22 protein-coding genes are annotated in these 21,989 nt (G+C 67.6%); all 22 read right to left on the bottom strand.

Features of this window, described 5'->3' with window-relative positions; genetic code table 11:
- Nucleotides 1–6 precede the first annotated feature (6 nt).
- The 22 genes from rsmA to WG208_RS06085 all read right to left on the bottom strand — a co-directional run bounded on the left by rsmA (nucleotide 7) and on the right by WG208_RS06085 (nucleotide 21,971).
- Nucleotides 7–873: a 16S rRNA (adenine(1518)-N(6)/adenine(1519)-N(6))-dimethyltransferase RsmA gene (gene rsmA / locus WG208_RS06190; protein ID WP_337170468.1), complete on the bottom strand. Its 867-nt coding sequence runs from the start codon at nucleotides 871–873 to the stop codon at nucleotides 7–9.
- 25 nt (nucleotides 874–898) lie between these two features.
- A complete protein-coding gene (locus WG208_RS06185) occupies nucleotides 899–2,587 on the bottom strand; it encodes a SpoIIE family protein phosphatase (RefSeq protein ID WP_337170467.1) in 1,689 nt (562 codons plus the stop codon).
- Nucleotides 2,584–3,006: an ATP-binding protein gene (locus WG208_RS06180; protein ID WP_337170466.1), complete on the bottom strand. Its 423-nt coding sequence runs from the start codon at nucleotides 3,004–3,006 to the stop codon at nucleotides 2,584–2,586. Before WG208_RS06180 ends, WG208_RS06185 begins: the two co-directional genes overlap by 4 nt.
- 23 nt (nucleotides 3,007–3,029) lie before the next feature.
- Entirely contained in the window at nucleotides 3,030–3,362 is a 333-nt protein-coding gene (locus WG208_RS06175) for an STAS domain-containing protein (RefSeq protein WP_337170465.1), read from the bottom strand.
- Between the two features lie 57 nt (nucleotides 3,363–3,419).
- Nucleotides 3,420–4,442: a phosphate acyltransferase gene (locus WG208_RS06170; RefSeq protein WP_337170464.1), complete on the bottom strand. Its 1,023-nt coding sequence runs from the start codon at nucleotides 4,440–4,442 to the stop codon at nucleotides 3,420–3,422.
- An 8-nt stretch (nucleotides 4,443–4,450) separates the two neighbouring features.
- Nucleotides 4,451–5,035, bottom strand: coding sequence for a pantetheine-phosphate adenylyltransferase (gene coaD, locus WG208_RS06165; RefSeq protein ID WP_337170463.1), 585 nt, complete (start codon nucleotides 5,033–5,035; stop codon nucleotides 4,451–4,453).
- Nucleotides 5,035–5,556: a 16S rRNA (guanine(966)-N(2))-methyltransferase RsmD gene (gene rsmD, locus WG208_RS06160; protein ID WP_337170462.1), complete on the bottom strand. Its 522-nt coding sequence runs from the start codon at nucleotides 5,554–5,556 to the stop codon at nucleotides 5,035–5,037. The genes coaD and rsmD overlap by 1 nt, the downstream gene beginning before the upstream one ends.
- A 2-nt stretch (nucleotides 5,557–5,558) precedes the next feature.
- The gene (gene recJ, locus WG208_RS06155) at nucleotides 5,559–7,328 is read right to left on the bottom strand and encodes a single-stranded-DNA-specific exonuclease RecJ (RefSeq protein WP_337170461.1); all 1,770 of its coding nucleotides are present in this window, start codon (nucleotides 7,326–7,328) and stop codon (nucleotides 5,559–5,561) included.
- Between the two features lie 53 nt (nucleotides 7,329–7,381).
- A complete protein-coding gene (locus WG208_RS06150; protein ID WP_337170460.1) occupies nucleotides 7,382–8,107 on the bottom strand; it encodes a hypothetical protein in 726 nt (241 codons plus the stop codon).
- A 62-nt stretch (nucleotides 8,108–8,169) separates the two neighbouring features.
- Nucleotides 8,170–10,047 (bottom strand): DNA primase, encoded by a 1,878-nt coding sequence (dnaG, locus tag WG208_RS06145; RefSeq protein ID WP_337170459.1) that lies wholly within the window; start codon nucleotides 10,045–10,047, stop codon nucleotides 8,170–8,172.
- Nucleotides 10,048–10,121: 74 nt separating this feature from the next.
- Nucleotides 10,122–12,587: a Smr/MutS family protein gene (locus tag WG208_RS06140; RefSeq protein ID WP_337170458.1), complete on the bottom strand. Its 2,466-nt coding sequence runs from the start codon at nucleotides 12,585–12,587 to the stop codon at nucleotides 10,122–10,124.
- A gap of 125 nt (nucleotides 12,588–12,712) precedes the next feature.
- Complete coding sequence (locus tag WG208_RS06135; protein ID WP_337170457.1) at nucleotides 12,713–13,177, bottom strand: GatB/YqeY domain-containing protein; 465 nt, start codon at nucleotides 13,175–13,177, stop codon at nucleotides 12,713–12,715.
- Nucleotides 13,174–13,362 carry a 30S ribosomal protein S21 gene (rpsU, locus tag WG208_RS06130; RefSeq protein ID WP_012683383.1) on the bottom strand — a complete coding sequence of 63 codons (189 nt, stop codon included), beginning with the start codon at nucleotides 13,360–13,362 and terminating at the stop codon, nucleotides 13,174–13,176. Before rpsU ends, WG208_RS06135 begins: the two co-directional genes overlap by 4 nt.
- A gap of 132 nt (nucleotides 13,363–13,494) precedes the next feature.
- Nucleotides 13,495–13,863 (bottom strand): HIT domain-containing protein, encoded by a 369-nt coding sequence (locus WG208_RS06125; protein WP_337170456.1) that lies wholly within the window; start codon nucleotides 13,861–13,863, stop codon nucleotides 13,495–13,497.
- Entirely contained in the window at nucleotides 13,856–14,704 is an 849-nt protein-coding gene (locus tag WG208_RS06120; protein WP_337170455.1) for an RsmE family RNA methyltransferase, read from the bottom strand. The genes WG208_RS06125 and WG208_RS06120 overlap by 8 nt, the downstream gene beginning before the upstream one ends.
- Nucleotides 14,677–15,522: a 50S ribosomal protein L11 methyltransferase gene (locus tag WG208_RS06115; RefSeq protein ID WP_337170454.1), complete on the bottom strand. Its 846-nt coding sequence runs from the start codon at nucleotides 15,520–15,522 to the stop codon at nucleotides 14,677–14,679. Before WG208_RS06115 ends, WG208_RS06120 begins: the two co-directional genes overlap by 28 nt.
- Complete coding sequence (gene dnaJ / locus WG208_RS06110) at nucleotides 15,515–16,645, bottom strand: molecular chaperone DnaJ (RefSeq protein WP_337170453.1); 1,131 nt, start codon at nucleotides 16,643–16,645, stop codon at nucleotides 15,515–15,517. The genes WG208_RS06115 and dnaJ overlap by 8 nt, the downstream gene beginning before the upstream one ends.
- A 154-nt stretch (nucleotides 16,646–16,799) precedes the next feature.
- Nucleotides 16,800–17,843: a heat-inducible transcriptional repressor HrcA gene (gene hrcA / locus WG208_RS06105; RefSeq protein ID WP_337170452.1), complete on the bottom strand. Its 1,044-nt coding sequence runs from the start codon at nucleotides 17,841–17,843 to the stop codon at nucleotides 16,800–16,802.
- 10 nt (nucleotides 17,844–17,853) lie between these two features.
- The gene (gene hemW / locus WG208_RS06100; RefSeq protein WP_337170451.1) at nucleotides 17,854–19,140 is read right to left on the bottom strand and encodes a radical SAM family heme chaperone HemW; all 1,287 of its coding nucleotides are present in this window, start codon (nucleotides 19,138–19,140) and stop codon (nucleotides 17,854–17,856) included.
- On the bottom strand, nucleotides 19,141–20,199 hold the full coding sequence (gene dprA / locus WG208_RS06095; RefSeq protein WP_337170450.1) for a DNA-processing protein DprA: 1,059 nt from the start codon (nucleotides 20,197–20,199) through the stop codon (nucleotides 19,141–19,143).
- On the bottom strand, nucleotides 20,180–21,202 hold the full coding sequence (gene obgE, locus WG208_RS06090) for a GTPase ObgE (RefSeq protein WP_337170449.1): 1,023 nt from the start codon (nucleotides 21,200–21,202) through the stop codon (nucleotides 20,180–20,182). Before obgE ends, dprA begins: the two co-directional genes overlap by 20 nt.
- A gap of 157 nt (nucleotides 21,203–21,359) precedes the next feature.
- Entirely contained in the window at nucleotides 21,360–21,971 is a 612-nt protein-coding gene (locus WG208_RS06085) for a carboxymuconolactone decarboxylase family protein (protein WP_337170448.1), read from the bottom strand.
- Nucleotides 21,972–21,989 lie beyond the last annotated feature (18 nt).

The raw sequence follows: 21,989 nt of genomic DNA, 5'->3' as shown, positions 1-21,989 counted from the left end.
ATCCGCTCAATCCGCGGCAGGTTGTTGCTGTTGGGTTTGCAGCGCCCGCACCAGCCTCGCAAAGTCCGCCGGGGTCAGCGTCTCGGGCCGGGCCTCGGGCGAGAGTCCACACGCCGCCACGACGGCCCCTGCCCGTTCGGCATCGAGCGACGCGACAGTCCGCACTACACGCACGAGTTGTTTGCGCCGCAGGCCGAAAGCCGCGAGCACGAAACTGCGATAGCGGGCTTCGAGTTCCGGTTCGATCACGGCCTGTTCACGCGGGGTGATGCGCACCACGGCCGAGTCCACGGCCGGCGGCGGATTGAACGCACCGGGCGGCACCTTTCGCAGGAACTCCACGTTCACCACGGCCTGCAGATTGACGCTCAGCGCCCCGTAGGTCTTGTCGCCTGGCGGCGCAGCCATGCGATCGGCCACCTCTTTCTGCACGAGGTACACGGCACAGTCAGGCCGAGGCAGCGCCAACGCGTGGAAGATGATCGGCGTGGTGATGTAATACGGCACATTGCCCGCCAGCACATACGGCCCGCCCGCCAGATCGGCCAGCACGGTCTGCAGCACATCCGCTTCCACGATCTCCACCTGCGACCGGCCGGCATGCCGGCTGGCATACCGCGTCCGCAGATGTGCCGCGAGATCCCGGTCGATCTCCACCGCCACGACCCGCTCGGCACGTTCCACGAGCAGATCCGTCAACGCACCGCGTCCGGGGCCGATCTCCACTACGGTGCGTCCCCGCAGATCGCCCAGGGCGTCGGCGATGCTCTCGAGGACACGACCATCCTTGAGGAAGTGCTGCCCGAACCGTTTGCGCGGCGCCGGCAACGCGCCCGGGCGCGCCGGCGATGATGCACGCGATGGACGTTTCATGTCGTGCCCTCCGTGCTGCCAATGCTCATGGCCGGTCCACCACGACCACCGTGCAATCGTCGCGCAGCGGTGTCCGTTCGATGTGTGCGTTCATGCGATCGTAGATGCCATCGAGAATGGCCGCGGGCGTCTGCCCCGCGTTCATCGACGCCAGCAGATCCAGCACCGCGGGTTCACCGAGACGGCGTCCCGCCGCATCACGGGCGTCCACGAGACCATCGGTGAAGAACACCAGACGATCGCCCGGACGCCAGCTCATCACACATTCCTCGAGCCCCTGATCGCTGAACCCGATGGGCGGCGCGACTGCTCCCAGACGCACCGTCTGTCCATCGGCGGACAACTTGAAGGCATGCGGATGTCCCGCGTTGGCGAAACGCACTTCATGTGCGCGGCTGTCGATCACGGCATAGCAGATGCTGATCGACATCTCGGTGGACATGAGTTCCTCGCGCAGGGAGCGCTGCACGGCCTCGATGGCGATGGACGGATCGAACGCGGCCTGCACATGAATGGCCGCCGCGCTGAGTGCGAGTGCCATCACCAGCGCCGACTGATATCCGTGCCCCGACACATCGCCGATCAGCACCCCGGTACGATCGCGGTCGAGACGGGCAAGCAGGTAGAAGTCTCCACCCACCAGCTCCGCCGGCACGACGCGGGCGGCGGCCCGTGCTTCCGGCTGCACCACGGCGGGATTGGGCAGCAGCTTGAGCTGCAGTTCGTGCGCCAGCCGCATCTCGCGCGCGAGTTGCTGACGTTCCACGGCCGCGCGCACCAGCGACGCGTTGTGCATCGCCACACCCACCTGCGTGCCGATGGCCACCGCCAGCTTGCGATCGCCGCCCGAAAACGGCGAACCACCCGGTCGACCCGCGAGCACCAGCACTCCCATCGGCACCGCCACGCCATCGGCGCCGCGTCGCGTGGGCACGGCAAACGTGCCCGTGATGCCCAGTCCCGTACTCGGCCGCGTGATCGCCACCGCCATGAGCGGCGCTCCACCCGCTGCCAACACGGGATCGGCCAGCGATGCCGCGCTGCCGTCCTCCGTGCATGCGCTGCCGGCATGATAGGCCCGCACGGCGATATGCGAGGCCTGCTCCAGCGACACCGCCTCGTAGTGTTCCGACGGCAGACCGAGCGTGGCCACGGGCGTCAGGGTGCCGTGGGCACGATTGGTCTGCAGAAACACCGCGCGTCGCGCGCCCAGCGTGGCCGCGAGTTCCGCGAGCAGCGTGTCGGCGACGCTCTCCACCGACGTGGTGCCACCCAACAGTTCACCGATCGCGTACAGGAGATTGATCTCTTCGTAGCGTTCGGCCAGTTCACGGGTGGCGCCATCACGTTCCCGCGTGATGCGGCGCACGAGCGGCAGCAGCCGTCCCAGCAATCGGTCGGCGTCGACCGCGGCGGAGGCCGCGGAGGCCATGGCAGACGTCATGGCCTCCGCCGCATCGTCCGCGTCCACCGATTCCACGAACAGCCAACCCACACTCTCGCCCGTGTTCACGAGCTGTGCGTGCAGCCCATGCGAACGGGCCCAGGCCACCACGTCCCAGGCCTGGGCGCAGGAGGCGGTGCGTTCGGCGAACACCTCGGAAGACGCGCCGAGCAGGGTCGGTGCGACGGAACCCTCGCGTCTCTCCCAGATGGCCGCCTGGCGCCCGGTGGCCTCGAGAAACGCGGCCAGAAGGGCGGCGACCTCGTTCATGCGCGATACAGGACGAGGCGGAGACGATGCCCGCTCCGGCCGTCGAGTCGGGCGTTCTCGATGTGGTCCATCAGATTCCGCATCAGGAACACCCCACGCCCGTTTTCGCGCTCGAACCAGTCGGCCTCGTCGGGCGATTGCTGCAGTTGCTGCAGATCGAATCCCTCGCCCTCGTCACACACCTCCACGACGAGTCGCTGCTCGTCCACTTCCACCGTGACCTCGACGTGTCGCGAGGCATCACAGGCGTTGCCGCGCAGAATGGCATTGGCCACCGCTTCGGTCACCGCCACCGGCACGTTGAGCCGACATTGTTTCGACGAAAACCCCGCATCGCGGCAGAGGCCCACGATATCCTCCACCACCGGCTGGATGACCGTGAGCTCCGACGAGAGCACCCAGCAGCGCGAGGTGGACATCAGCGCGTCATCCAGGACGTCATTCAGCGCGAGGCGAGCGCGTCGGCCCGTGAGGCAAACAGCGGGAACAGCGCATCCAGACGCGTCAGCTCGAACAACGTGCGCAGTTCGTCGCTCAACCCCACCAGTCGCAGATCGCCGCCCACATCCCGCAACCGGCGGTTGAGCGACACCAGCGCGCCCAGTCCGGAGCTGTCGATGTAGCCGGTGCGTGTGAAGTCGACGATCACCAACCGCACGCCCTGCTCCATCGCATCGAGAATCGCCTGTTTGAACTCCTGGCGATTGGTCACGACAAGTTGGCCATCGACCGCCACCGTCAGGACGTCGTCTGCGCGGTCCAGTGTGAAGCTCATCTCGTGCTCACGAAGCAGGGGAAGTCGGGCGGAACCCGGGAGAAACTGCGGCGGACATCAGGCGCCGGCGTCACCAGCCTGGAGAGCGGTGACAGCCGCAACATGAACAATGTCGTCAGCCGTCGCCCCCCGGGACAAGTCACTGCACGGACGGGCCAGCCCCTGCAGGATGGGGCCGATGGCGATGCCCCCGGCGAGACGCTGGGTGAGCTTGTAGGCGATGTTCCCGGCGTCGAGCGACGGGAACACCAGCACGTTGGCCACACCACCCGCGGCCTCGCCCGGCGCCTTCCGGCGCGCGATGTCCGTGACCAGTGCCGCGTCGGCCTGCAGCTCACCCGACACCACCAGCGACGGCGCGGCCTGCCGCACCAGTGCCACGGCCTCCCGCACCTTGCTCACCGACGGGCCGTCGGCACTGCCCATGGTGCTGTACGACAGGAAGGCCACGCGTGGTTCGTCCCCCACGATGCGTCGGCGATCGGCCGCAGCCGCCAGCGCGATGTCGGCGAGCTGACGTGCCGTCGGATCGGGGATGACGGCGCAGTCGGTATACGTCAGCACCTCGCCTTCCCCGCTCCGGAACGGTGGCACGATCAGGTAGAACGACGACGACACGTTGCGCACCCCACTCGCCGCGCCGATGGTCCAGATGGCCGCGCGCAGGACATCGGCCGTGGTGTGCACCGCACCGGCCACGCAGCCATCGACCTCGCCCAGCGCCACCAGCGAATCGGCGAAGTACAGCGGATCGCGCGCCAGACGTTCGGCGTCTTCCCGCATCAGTCCCTTGTCGCCGCGCCGCGCCAACAGGTGCGCCACGATCCGATCGTGACGCGGATCGGTGAGCGGATCGAGCACCATCCCCGAGGCGGGCGTGACCCCCGTGGGCGCATCGCTGCGCCTGACCAGCACGGGGACCACCGATTGCCGCTTCTGCAGCGCGATCACCGCCTGCACCGTGCGGATGTCGGTGGCCTCGGGAAAAAGAATCGTGCGTGGCGTGGCCCTGGCGCGTGCATGCAGCGATTCCAGGAACGCCGCCGCCGCGGCCGAAGCGCCGCGCTCTGTTCCGCTCACGCTCCCACTCACGCCGCACCCCCGCGGCCATCGGTACCTGGCGCGGTCGGGAATTTCTCCGCCAAGGCCGCGGTCACGACCGGGTGCACCAGCTCCGAGACATCGCCGTGGAACCGTGCCACTTCACGCACCATGCTCGAGCTGATGAACGTCGTGTCCAGCGACGGCGTCATGAACACCGTCTCCAGTTCGGGACGCAGATGACGATTCATCAGCGCGATCTGGAATTCATACTCGAAATCGCTCACCGCGCGCAGACCGCGCACATTCACGCGGGCACCGGTCTCCCGGGCGAAGTCCACGAGCAATCCGCTGAAGGCCCGCACCTCGATCCGCGGATCGTCACCCACGACCTGCTGCACGAATCCGATGCGCTCTTCCACGGAAAACAGCGGCTGCTTGGCGATGTTGTTGGCCACGGCCACGATCAGGCGATCGGCGAACGTCAGCGTGCGCCGGATGAGATCTTCGTGCCCACGCGTGATGGGATCGAACGAGCCCGCATAGAGAGCGAGCAGCGGCGTACGGTCGGTGGCGCCGGCCACCGGCGTTCCAGCCACGGGCGTTCCGGACGAGGGAGAGTCGGACGACATCACGGAGAAGCGCGAAAGAAGGTCAGTGCGGTGGACCCGTATCGCCGGGTTTCACCGATCGCCGGCATGGCGAGTGTCGACGAATGTTCCACCGCGAATACCGCCGCGAAAGGGACGGCGATCCAGTGTTCCACCAGGAGACGGGCGGTGTCGGCCGCGTACGGGGGATCGGCAAAGGCCACATCGTAGCGCCCGGCCGGCAGTCCGCTCACGAAACGCACGGCGTCATCACGATGCACCCGCGCGCCCGGAGGATTGCCCAGAGCTTCGAGGTTCTGCTGCAGCACCCGCAACACCCGGGGGGATTGCTCCACGAAATCGCACTCGGCGGCACCGCGCGACAGCGCTTCCAGCCCCAGCGCTCCGCTGCCCGCGCAGAGATCGAGCACCCGGGCATCGGGCAGCAGTGGATGCACGATGCTCATCCAGGCCTCGCGTACGCGGTCGCCCGTGGGCCGCACCGCATCTCCCGGCGGCGCGCTGATACGCCGCCCTTTCCAGCGTCCGGCGATGATGCGCACGCTCAGCCTCCCGATGCCGGCATCACGCCCGGCCTGACGTCGGCCAGCCGGAGCTGCAGACGGGACACACCGCGGTATTCGTCGCGCTCGAGGCGGAACGCGAGATCGTAACTGGCCGTGACATCGAGACGCGGTGTGCGTGCGGCCAACCCCCAGCCGATGCCCTCGAGCGTCCCCGTACCGGTGTCGACACTGACACGCAGCCCGTCGGTGCCCACCCGGCGCGACGGCGCCGCCAGCCGCACGCCATCGGCGCGAAAGGTGGGCGCGGGATTGCCGATCCCGAAGGGTTCGAAATGGCGGACGAGCTTCTCGAGTTCCTCACCCACGACATCGATGGGCACTTCGAGATCGACCCGCAATTCGGGAACGAGATCGTCTGCCGTCAGCCGCTCACGCGCCACGGCGTCGAACCGTTCCACGAAAGCCGGCAGCATCGCCGCGTCCATCGTGAGCCCCGCGGCGGCCCGATGGCCGCCGTAGCGCTGAAAAAGATCAGCACACGCACCCAGTCCACCATGCAGATCGAACGCACCGATGGAACGCCCCGACCCTTTGCCGATGCCATCGCCCACCGCCACGAGCACCGTCGGCCGCGCCGTGTATTCGACGATGCGCGACGCCACGATGCCGATGACGCCGGCATGCCACCCCTCGCGGGCCAGCACGAATCCCACGCGGTCGCGCATGTCGGGCGCTTCCACCTGCCGCATCGCGTCGTCGAGCACCTGACGGTCGAGTTCCTGCCGGGCCCGATTGAGTTCCTCGAGCTCACGTGCGATGACATTGGCTTCGTCTTCCCGTTCCGCGAGCAGCAGTTGCAGCCCCAGTCGCGCCTCGGCGATGCGACCGGCCGCATTGAGACGCGGCGCCAGCACGAAACCCACGCGCCCCGCCGTGAGCGGTTTGGCATCGAGTCCCGATGACCGGATCAATGCGCGGAGACCCGGATGGGTGGTCTCGGCCAGCAACTTGAGACCGTACCGCACGAACACCCGGTTCTCTCCGCGCAGCGGCGCCACGTCGGCAATGGTGGCCAGCGCGACGAGATCGAGCTGCCGATGCGCGATGTTGGGCGACACGCCGAACACGTCGCACAAGCCCAGTGCCAGCTTGTAGGCCACGCCCACGGCGGCGAGATCCTTGTCCTGTGACTGGCACGACGGATGCCGGGGATTGCAGACGGCAAACGCCGGTGGCATGCCATGACCCGGCAGATGGTGATCGGTGACGATCACATCGATGCCCGCCTGCATCAGTTCGGCGACCGCGGTGTGCGCACTCGTGCCGCAGTCGCAGGTGATCACCAACCGCGCGCCGGCCTCACGCGCCGCACGCACGCCGGCGGGACCGAGGTCGTACCCATCGGTGAGCCGATTGGGCACGAATGGCACGACATGCCGGGCCCCCAGATCCCGCAGCACGCGCGTGAGCAGCGCGGTGGACGACATGCCGTCCACATCGTAGTCGCCGTGCACGAAGATGGTCTGGTTTGCGCGCACGGCTTCGGCGATACGCTGCACGGCGCGTTCGGCATCGTGCAGGCGCCACGGACTTTCGATGTGTTCGAGCCGCGGACGCAGAAAGCGCTTGGCGGCTTCGACATCGTCGTATCCGCGATTGACGAGCAGATGGCAGACCTGCTGCGGCAGCAGCAACGCCTCCGTCAGTCGCACCACCGCCGCTTCGGGCGGCAGGGGCGTCGTCACCCAGCGTGCGTCGGGGCGCAGCGTGGCGGTGGTCGTGGAAGTGGGGCGGCTGCTCGTGGTCACGCCGGGAATCTAGGGAGCCGCTCTCTCCGATGACACCCGAAACTACGCGCGCATCATCCTGGCGGCGCGTCGGGAATGTGATAGTACAACAACACCCCGCACGCCTCGCACGGCTCCACACGGCTGCCACTCGACATGGCCGGCCGACGCTGCAGGGGAATGGCGGTGTCACAGGCCCCACACGAAAAATCCGCGTGCAGCGCATACACCACCGTCGTGCGGCGCCTGGTGTGCACCCGGTCGTACAGCGAGAGCAACGTGCGCCCCACGCCTTCCGCCGACACGGCACGCCGAGCACGGGCCACGGCCAGTTCGGCGTCGATGGCGTCCTTCTCGGCGCCGATAGACTCGCGCACGGCCGCCAGTTCCGCGGTGAGACGTTCGAATTCTTCCTGATGGGCGGCCAGCGCCGCGCGTACATCGGACACGCGCCGCGACACAGTGAGCAGTTCGCTCTCGTCTTCGGCCACGGCCTTGCGCGCCGCTTCCACCTGCGCCGCCGCCGCCGTGGCCTCCTTCAACTTGGCCGCGCCATCGAGCACGGCCGTGTTCTTGTCGAGCCGGATGCGGTGTTCGGCCAGTTTGCTCTCGACCGCGCGCAGTCGCGCGCCCTCACGTTCCAACACCGCTTCGTTGCGGGCCACTTCCTCTGCCGTGCGACGGCGGGCCGCGTCGAGAGTGCCGAAACGCGGCAACAGGGCCGCCAGTCGCGCCTCGATTTCACGGATTGCCTCGTCGTCCTGCTGCACGGTCAGCAGCGCCTGCAGTTCGGGATTCACTGCGCCTCCAGAAGGGAAACCTGATACCACCCTGCCCACGGACACGATGCCCGTGTTTTTACCTACCTTCTCGGTTTAGTACGTGGACTGCGGATCGGCAAGAGCCGACGCAGCTCCAATTCCAGTTCGAGCCGCTCGCGCATGAGCGCATCTTTCTCCGTGCGATCGTCGGTGCGGAGCATCGCGTCGAGAATGGCGTCGATGCGGCGCTCCAGCACGCGCGCGTCGAGTTTGTCGAGACTGAGCGCGATATCAGCGCCCTCCGGCAGGAACGGCGAGCCTTCCGTGAGATCCCGCAGCACCCGCAGGCTCTCTTCGGAGAGACGCATGGCGATCTGCTCCAGATCCTCGTCGAATGGCGCGTTGAGCAGCACGTCGAAGAGCTCCCGGTACGATGCGCTCCGGAAGCTCGCCGGCGGGTGCCGTTCGGCCACCCGTTCGGCCACCCCACGCTCGAGAAGCATCGCCCGCACCAGCGCGCGCTCCACCGGCTCGTCCGTTCGGGGACGGGGCGGAATGGCCGTGGCTTTCCACTCGGGACCCTGCTTGCCGCGGCGCCCCTTCCAGGGCGCCCGGGCGCCGGGTTCCGGTGCCGGCTCGGGCAAGGGCGCGGGTGGTCCTTCCTCGAACCCTCGCTCCGGCGGAGGTGCCTCCGGCGGCCCTGATTCAGGCGTTTCCGCCTGCAGCGCGGCCTTGTCCAGCCCCGTGACGTCCGCGAGTCGGGCCAGATAGAGATCCCGCGTCAGCGGATCGGACGCCGCCCGGATGGTGGGCAACAGCTTGTCGACGGCACGCCGACTGCGGCGCAGATCGCTGAACCATCCACGACGCTCCAGCAACTGCACCTGACGATCGAATACATCGATCGCCTGCGACAACTGCGCCTCCATCGCCGCACGGCCCTGCGCGCGCACGAACGAATCCGGATCCTCCCCATCGGGCAGTGACACCACGCGCACGGCGGCCTTCTCGCGCAGCAACTCCATGCCCGAGCGGAACGTGGCCTTCTGCCCCGCTTCGTCGCTGTCGTACAGCAGGAAGATCTCCGACGCATACCGCACCAGCAGCCGCGCCTGTTCCTCGGTGAGCGCCGTGCCCAGGGGCGCCACCACTTCCTCGATGCCGGCCAGCGTGAGCCGGATGGCGTCGAGATACCCTTCCACGACGATCGCCCGCTCGGCCCGGCGCATCGCTTGCTTGGCCGTGTGCAATCCGTACAGCGTCCGGCGCTTCTGAAAGACCGGCGATTCGGGACTGTTGAGATACTTGGGCTGGTCGTCGCCCATGGCCCGACCGCCGAAGCCCACCGGCCGCCCGATCTCGTCGTGAATGGGAAACATGACACGACCGCGGAAACGCCCGCGCGGCTCGGTCTCTCCCTCTCTGAGCGCCAGCAAGCCGGCTTCCAGCAGACGCGCGTCGTCGTAACCCAGCGAATGCAGGTACCGACGCAGCGCCTGCGCGTCACGCGGGGCAAATCCCAGGCCGAACCGCTGCCAGGCGGCCGCATCGAGCCCACGCTGCGCGAGATAGGCCCGCGCCTCGCGCCCGGCCTGCTCGTCGAGCAGTTGCTGCTGAAACCACTCGGCCGCTGCCGCGAGCGCCTCATGATTGGGCGCGTTGGGATCCTGCATCGGCGCGCGGCGTGGCGTGTCGATCACTTCGATGCCCACCTTCTCACCCACGTACTTCACCGCGGCGGGCCAATCCAGCCCCAGCCGCTTGCGCACGAACGTGAAGACATCACCACTCTCCTGACATACGAAGCAGTGATAGCTCCCGTGCGACGGCGACACGGAGAAGTTGGGATTCTTGCCCTGATGAAACGGACAGGGTCCGCGCCACGTGCCACCGGAGCGCCGCAGCGGCACGAATTCGCCCACGATCTCCACGATGTCCGCCGCCGACCGGACCTGCTCGACGATTTCGTCGGGGATCATGGAAACGGGCGTGAGTGGACGTACGCGGCGGTGGACATCCCTTGAATCAACGTCGGTCAGCGAACCAACGTCAATCAGGCCAGCTCGGCCACGGTCACGCCCGCTCCGCCTTCGTTCCAGGCGCCGAGCCGGAAGCCGGTCACGCGGGTGTCCTTCTTGAGCATTTCGCTCACCCGCGCCCTGAGCGCCCCCGTGCCCTTGCCGTGAATGATCCGCAGCTCCCGCAGATCGTTGCGCACCGCCGCATCGAGGGCCTGCAGCACCTGGTCGTCCACTTCGTCCACCCGCAGCCCCCGCACGTCCACCTCACGCACGGGCTCCACCTCGGGCACGTCCCCCATCAGCGGAACACGCAGCGTGGGTGTCGGTGCAGTAGCCGATCGGGTGAGCGTGCGCACGGGCACGGTCAGGGTCAGTGATCCCACCAGCACCCGCGCATCGTCGCCGCGCACCGACACGATGCGCCCCGTCTTGCCGCCCAGCGTGCCCACGGTGACATGATCTCCCTCGGCCAGGGGGGCAACCGCCGCCCCACGGGCGGGACGCGCCACCTGGCGTCCCAGATTGGGATTCGCCGCCGCTGCCGCCGCACCCCGTTTGGCGTCCACCCGGGCGCGATCACGTTCACCACGGCGCTCCACATCGCCGGCCGCGGCGCCCTGCGAGGCCGCCGCCTCTTCGATGGAACGCCGCGCCGCACGCGCCGCTTCATCGAAGCTTTCACTCTCGGCCTGCGCCTGCCGCTTCACCTCGGCGATGGCCCGTTCCACCTCGCCGCGGGCTTCGAGCAGATACCGCCGCGCTTCCTGACGCGCCTGACGTTCCGACTCGCGTTCGCGTTCGCGCACCTTGAGTTCGCGATCGCTGACCGTGGCCACGCGGGCACGCAGCTTGTCCTGCTCGATCTGCATCTGACGCTCGGATTCGGCGAGCACGGCTTCGCGCGCTTCCACATCGGCGAGCAGCACCGCCATATCGCGTTCGCCATGCGGCAGGCGCTCCTCGGCCCGTGCAATGACGGCGTCGTCGATCTGCAGACGGCGGGCGATGCTGAGTCCATAACTGCGACCCGGCACACCCTTGAGCAGACGATACGTGGGCGCGAGCCGCGCGGCATCGAACTGCAACGACGCATTCACCACACCGGCGACATCGGTGGCCAGCAGTTTGAGCTGACCCAGGTGCGTGGTGGCCAGCGTGAGTGTGCCACGCTGCGTCAGTGTTTCGAGAATCGCGCCACCCAGCGCCGCGCCTTCGGCTGGATCGGTGCCCGATCCGAGTTCGTCGATGAGCACCAGCGACGACGGTGTGGCCGACCGCAGAATCTCGCCGAGGTTCTTGAGGTGCGCGCTGAACGTGGAGAGACTGGCCTCGATGCTCTGTTCGTCGCCCACGTCGGCAAACACATCGTCGAACACCGCCAGGCGGCTCGTCTCTCCGAGTGGTGCGGGCACACCCGACTGCGCCATCATGCTGAGCAGCCCGATGGCTTTGAGCAACACCGTCTTGCCACCGGTGTTGGGGCCGGACACGAGCAGCGTACGCTCGTCGGCGTGCAGCGTGAGATCGAACGGCACCACCGCCGTGCCGTTCGCGAGCAGCAGGGGATGACGTCCATCGACGATCTGAAAACCGTCCGCCGGCGCGCAGAACGTGACGGCGCCACAGTGCGCTTCGATCGCGTAGCGCGCTCGGGCATACAACGCATCGAGCGCCACGAGTGCGTCGTACGCCGCGCCGATGGCATCATGATACGGACGGATCTCGTCGGTGAGCGCCCGCAGCACCCGTTCCACCTCGCGCTGCTCCTCGATCTCGAGCTCGCGCACCCGATTGCCGAATTCCACGGCGGCCGGCGGTTCCACGAAGATCGTCGCGCCCGTCCCCGAGCTGTCGTGCACGATCCCGCCCACGTACCCGCGCGCTTCCCGACGCATGGGAATCACCCAGCGTCCGTTGCGCATGGTCACCGACAGATCGCTGACCTGGTGATGCGCTTCGAGCTTGCCCATCTCGCGCTCGAGCAGGCGCACGAGCTGTCCTTCGGTCTCCCGCAATTCGCGCCGTACTTTGCGCAACGCCGGCGAGGCATCGTCACGCACGGTACCATCGTCGCCGATGGCGCGTTCGATGGCCTGTTCACGCGGTTCGAGATCGACCAGCGCCTCGGCATACCGCACGAGGAACGCCAGCATGATGGCCGGCCGCCGGGGATCACGCAGTGCCGTGCGCATGCGCCGGGATGAACGCAGCAGCGTGGCACCCTGCAGCAGCTCCAGCGCGGTCCAAGTGAGTCCCTCGATGCGCAGCCGCTTGAGCGGTTCGGCGATATCGGGTATGGGTTCACTGGGCCAGCCGAGGTCGGAACTGACCAGCGAGCGCACGGCATTGACGCGTGCATGCTCCGCTTCGATCCACTCCCGATCGGTACGGGGCCGCAGCGCGCGCACGGCGGCAGCGCCGGGTGCGGACGCTGCCCGTCCCGCCACGTGTGCCAGCAGGCGGGGAAACTCGAGAATGCCGAGGGCGTGCGCGTTCATGGGGACCTGCTGATGGATCTGCCGACCGGAGACGGGCGGTACACCGAGCGGTGCGGCGAACGGAGAAACACGAATGCGGAGCCTGCGGCCACCGCCCGTGTCATCGGCGGGTATATCGCCCCGGGCTACCGCCCGGCGAGCTCCTCACGCGCGATGGCATTGATGACACCGCCATCGACTCTGCCCTTGAACGCGGGCATGACGCGTCCCATCACGGCGCCGACGTTGGTGGCGCCAGCGGCAATGGCCGCCACGACGGCGGCGCGGATCTCGGCCGGATCGACCTGCGGCGGGAGGTACGTTTCGAGTATCACCGCCTCCTGCTGCTCCTTGTCGAGCAGATCGGTACGACCCGCCTTGGCATAGAGCTCGGCCGACTCCCGACGCTTCTTGATCGCCTTGCGAATGACGTCGATGACGTCGTCGTCGGTGATCGGCCGGGACAATTCGAGCTCGCGATTCTTCACCTCGGCGATGACCATGCCGAGCAGCAGCACGCGGTCCTTGGCCTGCTCGCGCCGTGCTGCGACCTGATCACCCTGCAACCGCGCCAGCAGCGAAGCGCCGCTGGCGTCCACAGGACTGGTCACCCGTGACGGGTACGGCGGTTCTTGCGCACGGCAGCGTTCATCTTGCGCTTGCGACGCTCCGACGGCTTCTCGTAGTGGCGATGCTTGCGCAGATCGGACAGAATGCCGGCCTTCTCGCACTTCTTCTTGAAGCGCTTGAGCGCCCGCTCGAAATTCTCGTCCTCGTGGATGATGACTTCCGACAAACTGGACCTCGGGGTGTGGTCTTCAGAGTGTGATGATACCGCGGCAGGCGACCGGTACGTGCCGGTTCATGGACCTGCTGCAGGAGAAAAAAGTGGAACAGCCCTGTATCCTAGGGCTTTGTGAGCTCCGGGTCAACCCGGGGGCCAGTGGAGTTGACGGCCGCCAAGCACATGGAAATGCAGATGTTGCACCGTCTGCCCGCCGTCGCGGCCGATATTCGTGACCACCCGGTAGCCGCCCTCCCCGAGCCCCTCTGCCTCCGCCACCTCGGCGGCCAGCGCCAGCGCCCCTCCCACCTCGCAGGGATTGTCGGCCGAGGCCAGCGAATCCACGTGCCGGAGCGGGATCACCAAGATGTGGGACGGGGCCTGCGGATTGAGGTCCCGGAACGCCATGGCCTGATGATTCCGCGCCACCACCGTGGCCGGAATGCTGCCGGCCGCGATGCGGCAGAAGATGCAGGTGGGGTCAGTCGTCGCTTCGTTCATCGTCTCAGTCATCGCTCCCATCCGTTCGCTCACCGGTTGATTCGTCGGTTGATTCGTCGGTCGCTTCCGTGCCCCGCCCCAGGGCGGTCCGGGCGATCGCCAGGGCACCGATCGCCGCCGTTTCGAATCGCAGGATCGTCGGGCCCAGCGACCGGCGCTGGAACCCCGCCTGCTCCAACTCCGCAATCTCGTCGGCCTCGAGCCCGCCTTCCGGGCCCACGGCGAGCACGATCGGGGCCCGGAACGGCGCCCCGATGAGCGGCTCGCTGATCAGCGGCTCGCCGATCAACGGCTCACCGGCCGGATCGAGCACGATGCGCTCGCCCGACGGCGCCGCCAGGATGGCCCGCTCGAGATTGGCTTCGGGAAAGAGCTGCGGCAGCCAGGCGCCCTCCGACTGCGCCAGCGCGCCTTCCATGCGGGCCCGCACCTTGGCCAGAAAGCTCACCCCTTCGCCGCGCGGCGACACGCTTCGGGAACGGCGCCACAGCACCGGACGCCAGCTCGTCGCCCCCAGTTCGGCCACCTTCTCGGCCAGCCACAACATGCGGTCCCGGTCGGCCACGGGCACCAGCAGATGCACCGGAGGCAGCGGTGCCACCCGTACCGCCTCGGTGATCTCGACGTGCGCATGGGTCTTGGACAGTCGCACCACCTGCCCCGCGCCCACATGGCCCTGCCCGTCGCGCACCCCCACCACGGCGCCCACCTCGAGCCGCAGTACCCGCATATGACGGGCGGCACCTTCATCGAGTGTGACGGTCGCGCCCACACCGATCGCATCGGCCGTGGCGTCCGCCACGACGAATTGCGGCCGGCCCGCGCCTACGCCCTCGCGATCGACACCGACCACCAGATGTCCTCCGCGTCTTCCTCGAGGATGGCCCATCCGTGTGCCGACAGCACCTCCATCATGGTGTCACGCTCCTCACGCAGAATGCCGCTCAGAATGGCGGCACCGTCCTCGGCGAGCGCCATGCCGATCACCGGCAACAGCTCTATGAGCACCGACGAGATTATGTTCGCGAGGATGAGTTGCACCGGCGCGACCAGCGGCAGCAACGACCCCGCGTCGCCTTCGAACACATGCACCCGGTCGGTCACACCGTTGCGCGCCACATTGGCTTCCGCATCGGGAATCGCTTCGCCATCGAGTTCGATGGCATATACCCGCGCCGCGCCCAGCTTGGCCGCCGCGATGGCCAGCACCGCACTGCCGGCGCCCAGATCGGCCACGGTATCCCCGTCACGGAGACGACGCGGCAACAGACGCACCACGCCACGGGTGGTCGCGTGCTCGCCGGTGCCGAACGCCATGCCCGGTTCGATGACGATGGTGCGCGCCGGATCCCGCCCCTCCGCCAGCCAGGGCGGCGTCACGGTGAGGTCTCCCAACTGGTGCGCGCCGATGCGGCTCTTCCACGCCTCGCTCCAGTCCACGTCGGGCACCAGCGCCGTTTCGATGATCACCTGCTCGTCGGCCTCGGTGAGGGCGCGATGCACGGCTTCGAGATCGGTGGCCGGTGGGAAGTGGGTCACCAGGGCCGACAGATCTTCGTGCACGCCCTGTGCGCCGACGGCGAAGAGCGCGGCCAGACAGGCTTCGCGGGCAGAGGCCGACCCGGCATCGGGGGTCACCCGCACACTGGTCCACCGGCCCGTGTCAGGCACCCAGCGCTTCCTTCATCTTCGACCAGAAGCCTTTCTCACGCTGCGGCGGCGCCTGTCCCTGCAGCGCGGCCAGGCTTTCGATCATCGCCTTCTCCTCGTCGTCCACCGACTGCGGCGTCCAGAGCTGCACCTTCACGTGCAGATCGCCGGTCCCCGAGGCGTTCACTCGCGGCAGACCACGGCCACGCAGATGGAACACCGTGCCGCTCTGCGTGCCGGCCGGCACACGCAACGACAGTTCACCGGTCACACCGGGTACGCGGATGTCCGCGCCGAACACCAGTTGCGGATAGGTGACGAGCGCCTCGCAGAACAGATCCTCCCCGTCGCGATCGAACCGCTCGTCGTCCTCCACCTCGAACACCGCGAGCACATCGCCGCGGGTGCCTCCGCGCGGTCCCACATTGCCCACGCCCCGCAGCGTCATGTACTGACCGGTGGCCACACCGGCGGGCACCTGGATCTTGAGCGTGCGTTCGGCGCGTACCCGTCCTTCGCCGCGGCACTTCTTGCATGGCGAGGCCACCACCACGCCCTCGCCCGCGCAGGTGGGACAGGGCGCCACCGACACGAATTGCCCGAAGAACGAGCGCTGTGCCCGACGCACCTCACCGGTGCCGCTGCAGGTGCCGCAGGTCTGGGGCTTGGTGCCCGGTTCGGCGCCCGAGCCTTCGCACTTGTCGCAGGCTTCGAGGACCTTCATGGTCACCGTCTTCTCGACACCCGTCGCGACTTCGGTCAGCGTGAGGGTGAGCGGGACCTTGATGTCCGTGCCGCTGCGGGGGCCTGAACGACCTCTCCCGCCGGCCGCGGCGCCGAACAGATCGCCGAAGCCGCCGAAGTCCCGCATGAAGATGTTCAGCGCTTCCGAGAGATCGACGTGTTCGTACGCCGGACCGCCACCACGCAGTCCGGCTTCGCCGTACCGATCGAAAGCCGCACGCTTCTGCGGATCCCGCAGCACGTCGTACGCTTCGGTGATCTCCTTGAACTTTTCCTCGGCGTCCCGGGCACCCCCATTCCGGTCGGGGTGCCACTGCATCGCCAGACGGCGATACGCCTTCTTGATGTCGTCGTCGGAGGCATCGCGCGGTACACCCAGCACCGCGTAGAAATCAGCCATGCGCAAAATCCCGGTAAAACACGAAATGCCGGTCGCGCCGGTATCCCGTGACCCGGGATCGTGGGCGCCACATGCTCCAGCCCTGAAATATCGGCAATTCGGCGGCCGAAAAGGAGTGGCCGCCCCTGCCCGGCGCCCTGCTCCGCGCCTCAGGTCAGCAGAGCAGGTCGGAGACCAGCCGCGACGTGTGCTCCACCAGCGAAATCACCTTCTCGTACGGCATGCGGGTCGGACCGATCACCCCGATCACCCCGCTCAGGGATCCGGCGTGATACCCCGCCGTCACCACCGTGAACGGTTCGAGCTTGGGATCGCCGTGCTCGTTGCCGATGGTGATGGACAGCCCGGAACCGCCCGGCCGCTGCTCGAGCAGCGTGGCCAGTCGCTGACGGGTCTCGGTGAGTTCGAAGAGCTGCCGCATGCGTTCACTGGTGGCGAATTCCGGCTGGTCGGCCAGCAGGGAGGCCTGTCCGATCACCACCGTATCGAGCGGCTCCGCGGCGCGGCCGAACACCTGATCGCCTTCCTGCAGGAAGATGTTGAGCAGTTCGGCGGTTTCGGGTGTGGTGTGCACATCGCGCAGCCGCGCGGCCAGGGACGTGCGCACCTGATCGAGCGTGAGACCGGCCAGGCGCTCGTTGAGCACGATGGTCACCCCGATCAGCGCTTCGTCGGCAATGACTCCCGGGACTTCCACGAAGATCGTGCGCACCGCGCCGCCCGTAAGACTCAGCACCATCAGCAGGCGATCGGACGAGACGCGCACCAGCTCCACCTGACGCAGCGCGGCCCGCTCGAGACGGGGGCCGAGTGCCACGCCCAGTTCCTGAGTGAGGATGCCCAGGGACTGCGCCGCACGACGCAGAATGGTTTCGATGGCCGATCCGCCGGCGCTGATCTCCGCCTGGAGCTGACGCTGCTCCTGCCCCGTCAGCGGATCGCGTCGCATCAGCGAATCGACATAGGTGCGATACGCCTTGTCGGTGGGAATGCGGCCGGCCGACGTGTGCGGATGGAAGAGGAATCCCTTGTCCTCGAGATCGCTCATCGTATTGCGGATGGTCGCCGGCGAGATGCCGAGTCCGAACTGACGGGAGAGCGTGCGCGAGCCGGCAGGTTCCGCCGTCGCGACGTAGCTCTGAATCACCGCTTCGAGGACCCGTCGTTCGCGATCCGAAAGTTCCGCACCGTGCGCCATGGCGAGAAGCCTACGAACCGCTTCGAAACGCTGTCAAGTCGGCGGCCAGCGCATCGAGACGCAACCACCCCATCGGCGTGCAGGTGAGGCGGTACATACCGCCAGCCGTGGAGAACGACGGGTCGTGCACATCACGGGAAACGGTCACCCATCCCTCCTCCACCCAACGTGTCACATGCGCGGCTTCCCGCGCGTCGATCCGCAATCCATCGATAGTGCGCATCCCCAGATACACCGTCTCGGCCACGCGGTTCTCGTCCGACAGCCGTTCCGCGCCCCGTTCGGGATCCTGGCCGGCCTGCACCAGCCGCAGCCACTCCACGTAGGCGTCTGCGTTCCACCGCCTGGTCGCCCCGTCGAAGCCATGCGCCGACGGGCCCAGTCCGAGATACGGCACGCCCTGCCAGTAGGCGCTGTTGTGACGGGCCCGCCGTCCCGGCCGGGCGTAGTTCGACACTTCGTAGTGCTCGTACCCGGCTGCCGACAGACGGGTATGGGCTTCGAGAAACTCCTGTTCATAACGCGATTCGTCGGCCTCGGTCACCTGTCCGCGCGCCTGCCATCGTCCGAGCGGTGTGTGCGGTTCGACGGTGAGGCCATACAGCGAGATGTGATCCGCATCGAGCGCGATGGCCCGCTCGAGATCGTCCGTCCACGATCGCGGAATACCATCGGGCGTGGCGAAGATGAGATCGATGGAGTGGGCGCTGATGCCGCCATCGCGGGCCACCGCGGCCGCACGCGCGGCGGCCTGCCCGTCGTGCACCCGATGCATCCACAACAGCACGTCGTCGTGAAAACTCTGGACGCCGATGCTCAACCGGTTCACACCCGCCTCGCGCCAGCGACGCACATTGGCGGGTGAGATATCCTCCGGATTGGCCTCGAGCGTGATCTCGGCCTGCTCCGTCCAGCGGAAACGTTCCCGGAACACGTCCATCAGCGCGTCCACCCCGTCGGCACCAAGGCGGGAGGGCGTGCCTCCGCCGAAGTAGAGGGTGTCCAGCGGGTGGTCGGTGTTTCTCGCACGCTCACCATGGCGCAACGCAAGTTCGGTGCGCACGCCATCGGCGTACGCCCGCCAGGGCACATCACGTCGTACGGCAATCGCAAAATCGCAGTAGCTGCACCGGCGCGCGCAGAACGGCACGTGCACATACACATGCCGGTACGGCACGGCGGGTGATATCGCGGGCGATATCGCGGGTGACATCGCGAGCGACATCCCGGGCGAAACGGGTGCCGGTACCTCGCGCACCACGGGTGTGTGAGGCGTGGCCGGCGGGTGCGTGGCCATTCAGCTCCCCGACAGCGTGGGGCACACCCGGCCGCTCGCATCGAAGGTGATCAACCCGTCGATCTCGAGCAGGGCCAGTACGGCCGTCACTTCGCGCACGGTGAGATCCGTGGCCTGGGCGATGTCTTCCGGCACCCGTGCACCACGCTGCACCGCGTCCCAGCAGCGCGCCGACACCCCATCCAGCGCCGGTCCATGCGCGGGCGCGGGCGACATGTCGAGAAGCATCAGGACATCGTCGGGCGACAGAATGGGCTCGGCGTGATCCTTGAGCAGCCGGTTGCTGCCGCGTGCGCTCGCGATGTCGATGGCGTTGGGCACACAGGCCACGGTGCGCCCCAATTCCAGCGCATGATCGGCAGTGATGAGCGCGCCGCTGCCCTCCCCCGCCTCCACCACCACGGTCACATCGGCCAGTGCGGCAATCAGACGGTTGCGCCGGGGAAATGTGCCGGCATGTCCGGCATCACCGGGCACCTGCTCGGAAAGCACCAGTCCATCGTGCGCAATACGCTCCTGCAGCAGACGATGGCCCCGCGGATACGTCATGTCGATGCCCGTGCCCAACACGGCCACCGTGCGTCCGCCCTGCGCGAGCGCGGCTTCGTGGGCCGCGGCATCGATGCCCCGGGCCAGCCCACTGACCACCGAGATGCCCGCCCGCACACACGCCGCGGCAATGGCCTTCGCCACCCGCACCCCGTAGCCACTGGCATTGCGGGTGCCCACGATGGCCACGGCTGGTGGCGTGGCACTCTCGAGCGTCCCGCGCGCGAAGAGCACCGGCGGCGCATCCCGCAATTCCCTGAGTCGCGCCGGATAGTGCGCGTCCTGCATCGAGACCACACCCGCTCCCACACGTTCGGCATCGGCCACATGCCGCGCGGCCGATGCGAGAGCCAACGTATGTGTATCCGTACCAACGGTGCGTGTGATGGCGGCCAGCGCCGCCTCGGCCGAACCATGCGTTTCGATCAGCGTGCGCACCGCCACATCCCCCAGCCCCGGCAGGGACTGGAGGGCAAGACACGCCCGCGCTTCAGGGGAGCAGTTGTGCATCACGCGCCGGCTGCTCGGCCGCGGTGCGCATGGCCAGCAACTCCCGCCACCACGCGTCGAGCAGCACATCGAGTCCCATGCGGCCCGCGGCACTGATGGCGTAGATGCCGAACGCGCCCGGTGCTTCGATTTCAGGGATGTAGTGCTCGCCAAGCAGATCGAGTTTGGAGAACACCACGCAATACGGTTTGGCCGCGAGTTCCGGTGAATGGGCCGCGATTTCGTGCCGCAGTTGATCCAGCTCCGCCTGCCAGTCCATCGCGTCGATGGGGATCAGGAACGCCAGAAGTCGGGTGCGTTCGATATGCCGCAGGAATTGCAGACCGAGGCCTTTGCCTTCGTGCGCGCCTTCGATGATGCCGGGAATATCGGCCACCACGAACGAACGATGATCGCTGAGCGGAACGACACCCAGGTTGGGCGACAACGTGGTGAACGGATAGTCGGCGATCTTGGGGCGCGCGGCGGAGATGACCGAGAGCAGTGTGCTCTTGCCCGCGTTGGGCTGGCCCACGAATCCGACATCGGCGATGAGCTTGAGCTCGAGTTCGAGCGTGCGGATCTCACCTTCCTCGCCGGGCTGCCATTCGCGCGGCGACTGATGGGTGGCCGTCACGAAGAAGGCGTTGCCCTTGCCACCGCGGCCGCCCTTGGCCACCACGAGCGTGTCGCCATGTTCGAGCACCTCGCCCAGCAGTTCCTGGGTGCGCGCATCACGCACGACGGTGCCGGGTGGCACGGGCAGGATCACATCGGCGCCGGAGCGACCGGTGCGATTGGAGCCTTCCCCGTGCTGTCCGCGTTCGGCCGTCCACGCATCGCGGTACGTGTAGTCGAGCAGCGTGGTGAGGTTGCGGTCGGCGCGCACCAACACATCACCGCCGCGTCCTCCGTCGCCCCCGTCGGGGCCGCCCATGGGCACGTACTTCTCCCGACGGAACGAGGTCTGGCCCGACCCTCCGGTGCCTGCTTCGACTTTGACGAGTACCCGATCGACGAACATGGAAAACCCGGTGGAAACCCTGCGGAATTGAACCGATCCGGACGCTGGATGCTTCCGGACTTCTGCAAACGACCGACGAACAGCTGACGAACAGCTGACCAACAACGACCGACAAATACCCCACAACCGATCAACGAGAACGATCGGCGCCGATCTTCTACTTGCCCTGTACGCGCGCCCAGAGCCCCTGATACCGCCGCACGTCGTCGGCGGACAGCGCCGGTGCCACCACGTCGAGCGCCGCGCCGACCACCTCGGGAGCCGCACCCGCGTGTAACGCACCATGCAGATGCGAATGCAATTGGCGATCCTGACGGGCAATGGCACATGCCGCCACGATGCACAACTCCCGACGCGCCAGGTCGAGCGGCGCACGCGACAGCACCTTGCCGTACCCTTCCTCGATCATCCACTGATCGAGTGCCGGGTGCAACTCCCGGATGTTGACCCGCAGCCGCTCGTAGAAGCGGCCGTACACCGTGGCGCAGGTGACCTCTCCCTTCGCCAGACGATCGGCGGGGCCATCGATGGCGTGCGTATCGGGCGAGGGGGCCTCCCGTCCCGAAATCCGACGCCACTCGCGTGCCCCGTTGAGCGCCCGGGGAAATCCGGCGAAGAGATAGGTCTGAAGAATCACCTCTTCCACCCATGCCGGCCGGATGTCCTGCACCGCTCGCGTAAGCGCAGCACGCACGTCGGCCTCACTGCCACCCGCCAGCATGGCCGCGAGAGACACCAGCGCCGCGGTCTCGCCATCGAGTGTGGTCAACGTAACATCGGAGTCTGC

The organism is Gemmatimonas aurantiaca, assembly GCF_037190085.1.
In the GTDB taxonomy this organism is placed as follows: Bacteria; Gemmatimonadota; Gemmatimonadetes; order Gemmatimonadales; family Gemmatimonadaceae; genus Gemmatimonas; species Gemmatimonas aurantiaca_A.
The sequence above is the reverse complement of the archived record's forward strand: the minus strand, read 5'-3'. Positions and strand labels throughout refer to the sequence as shown.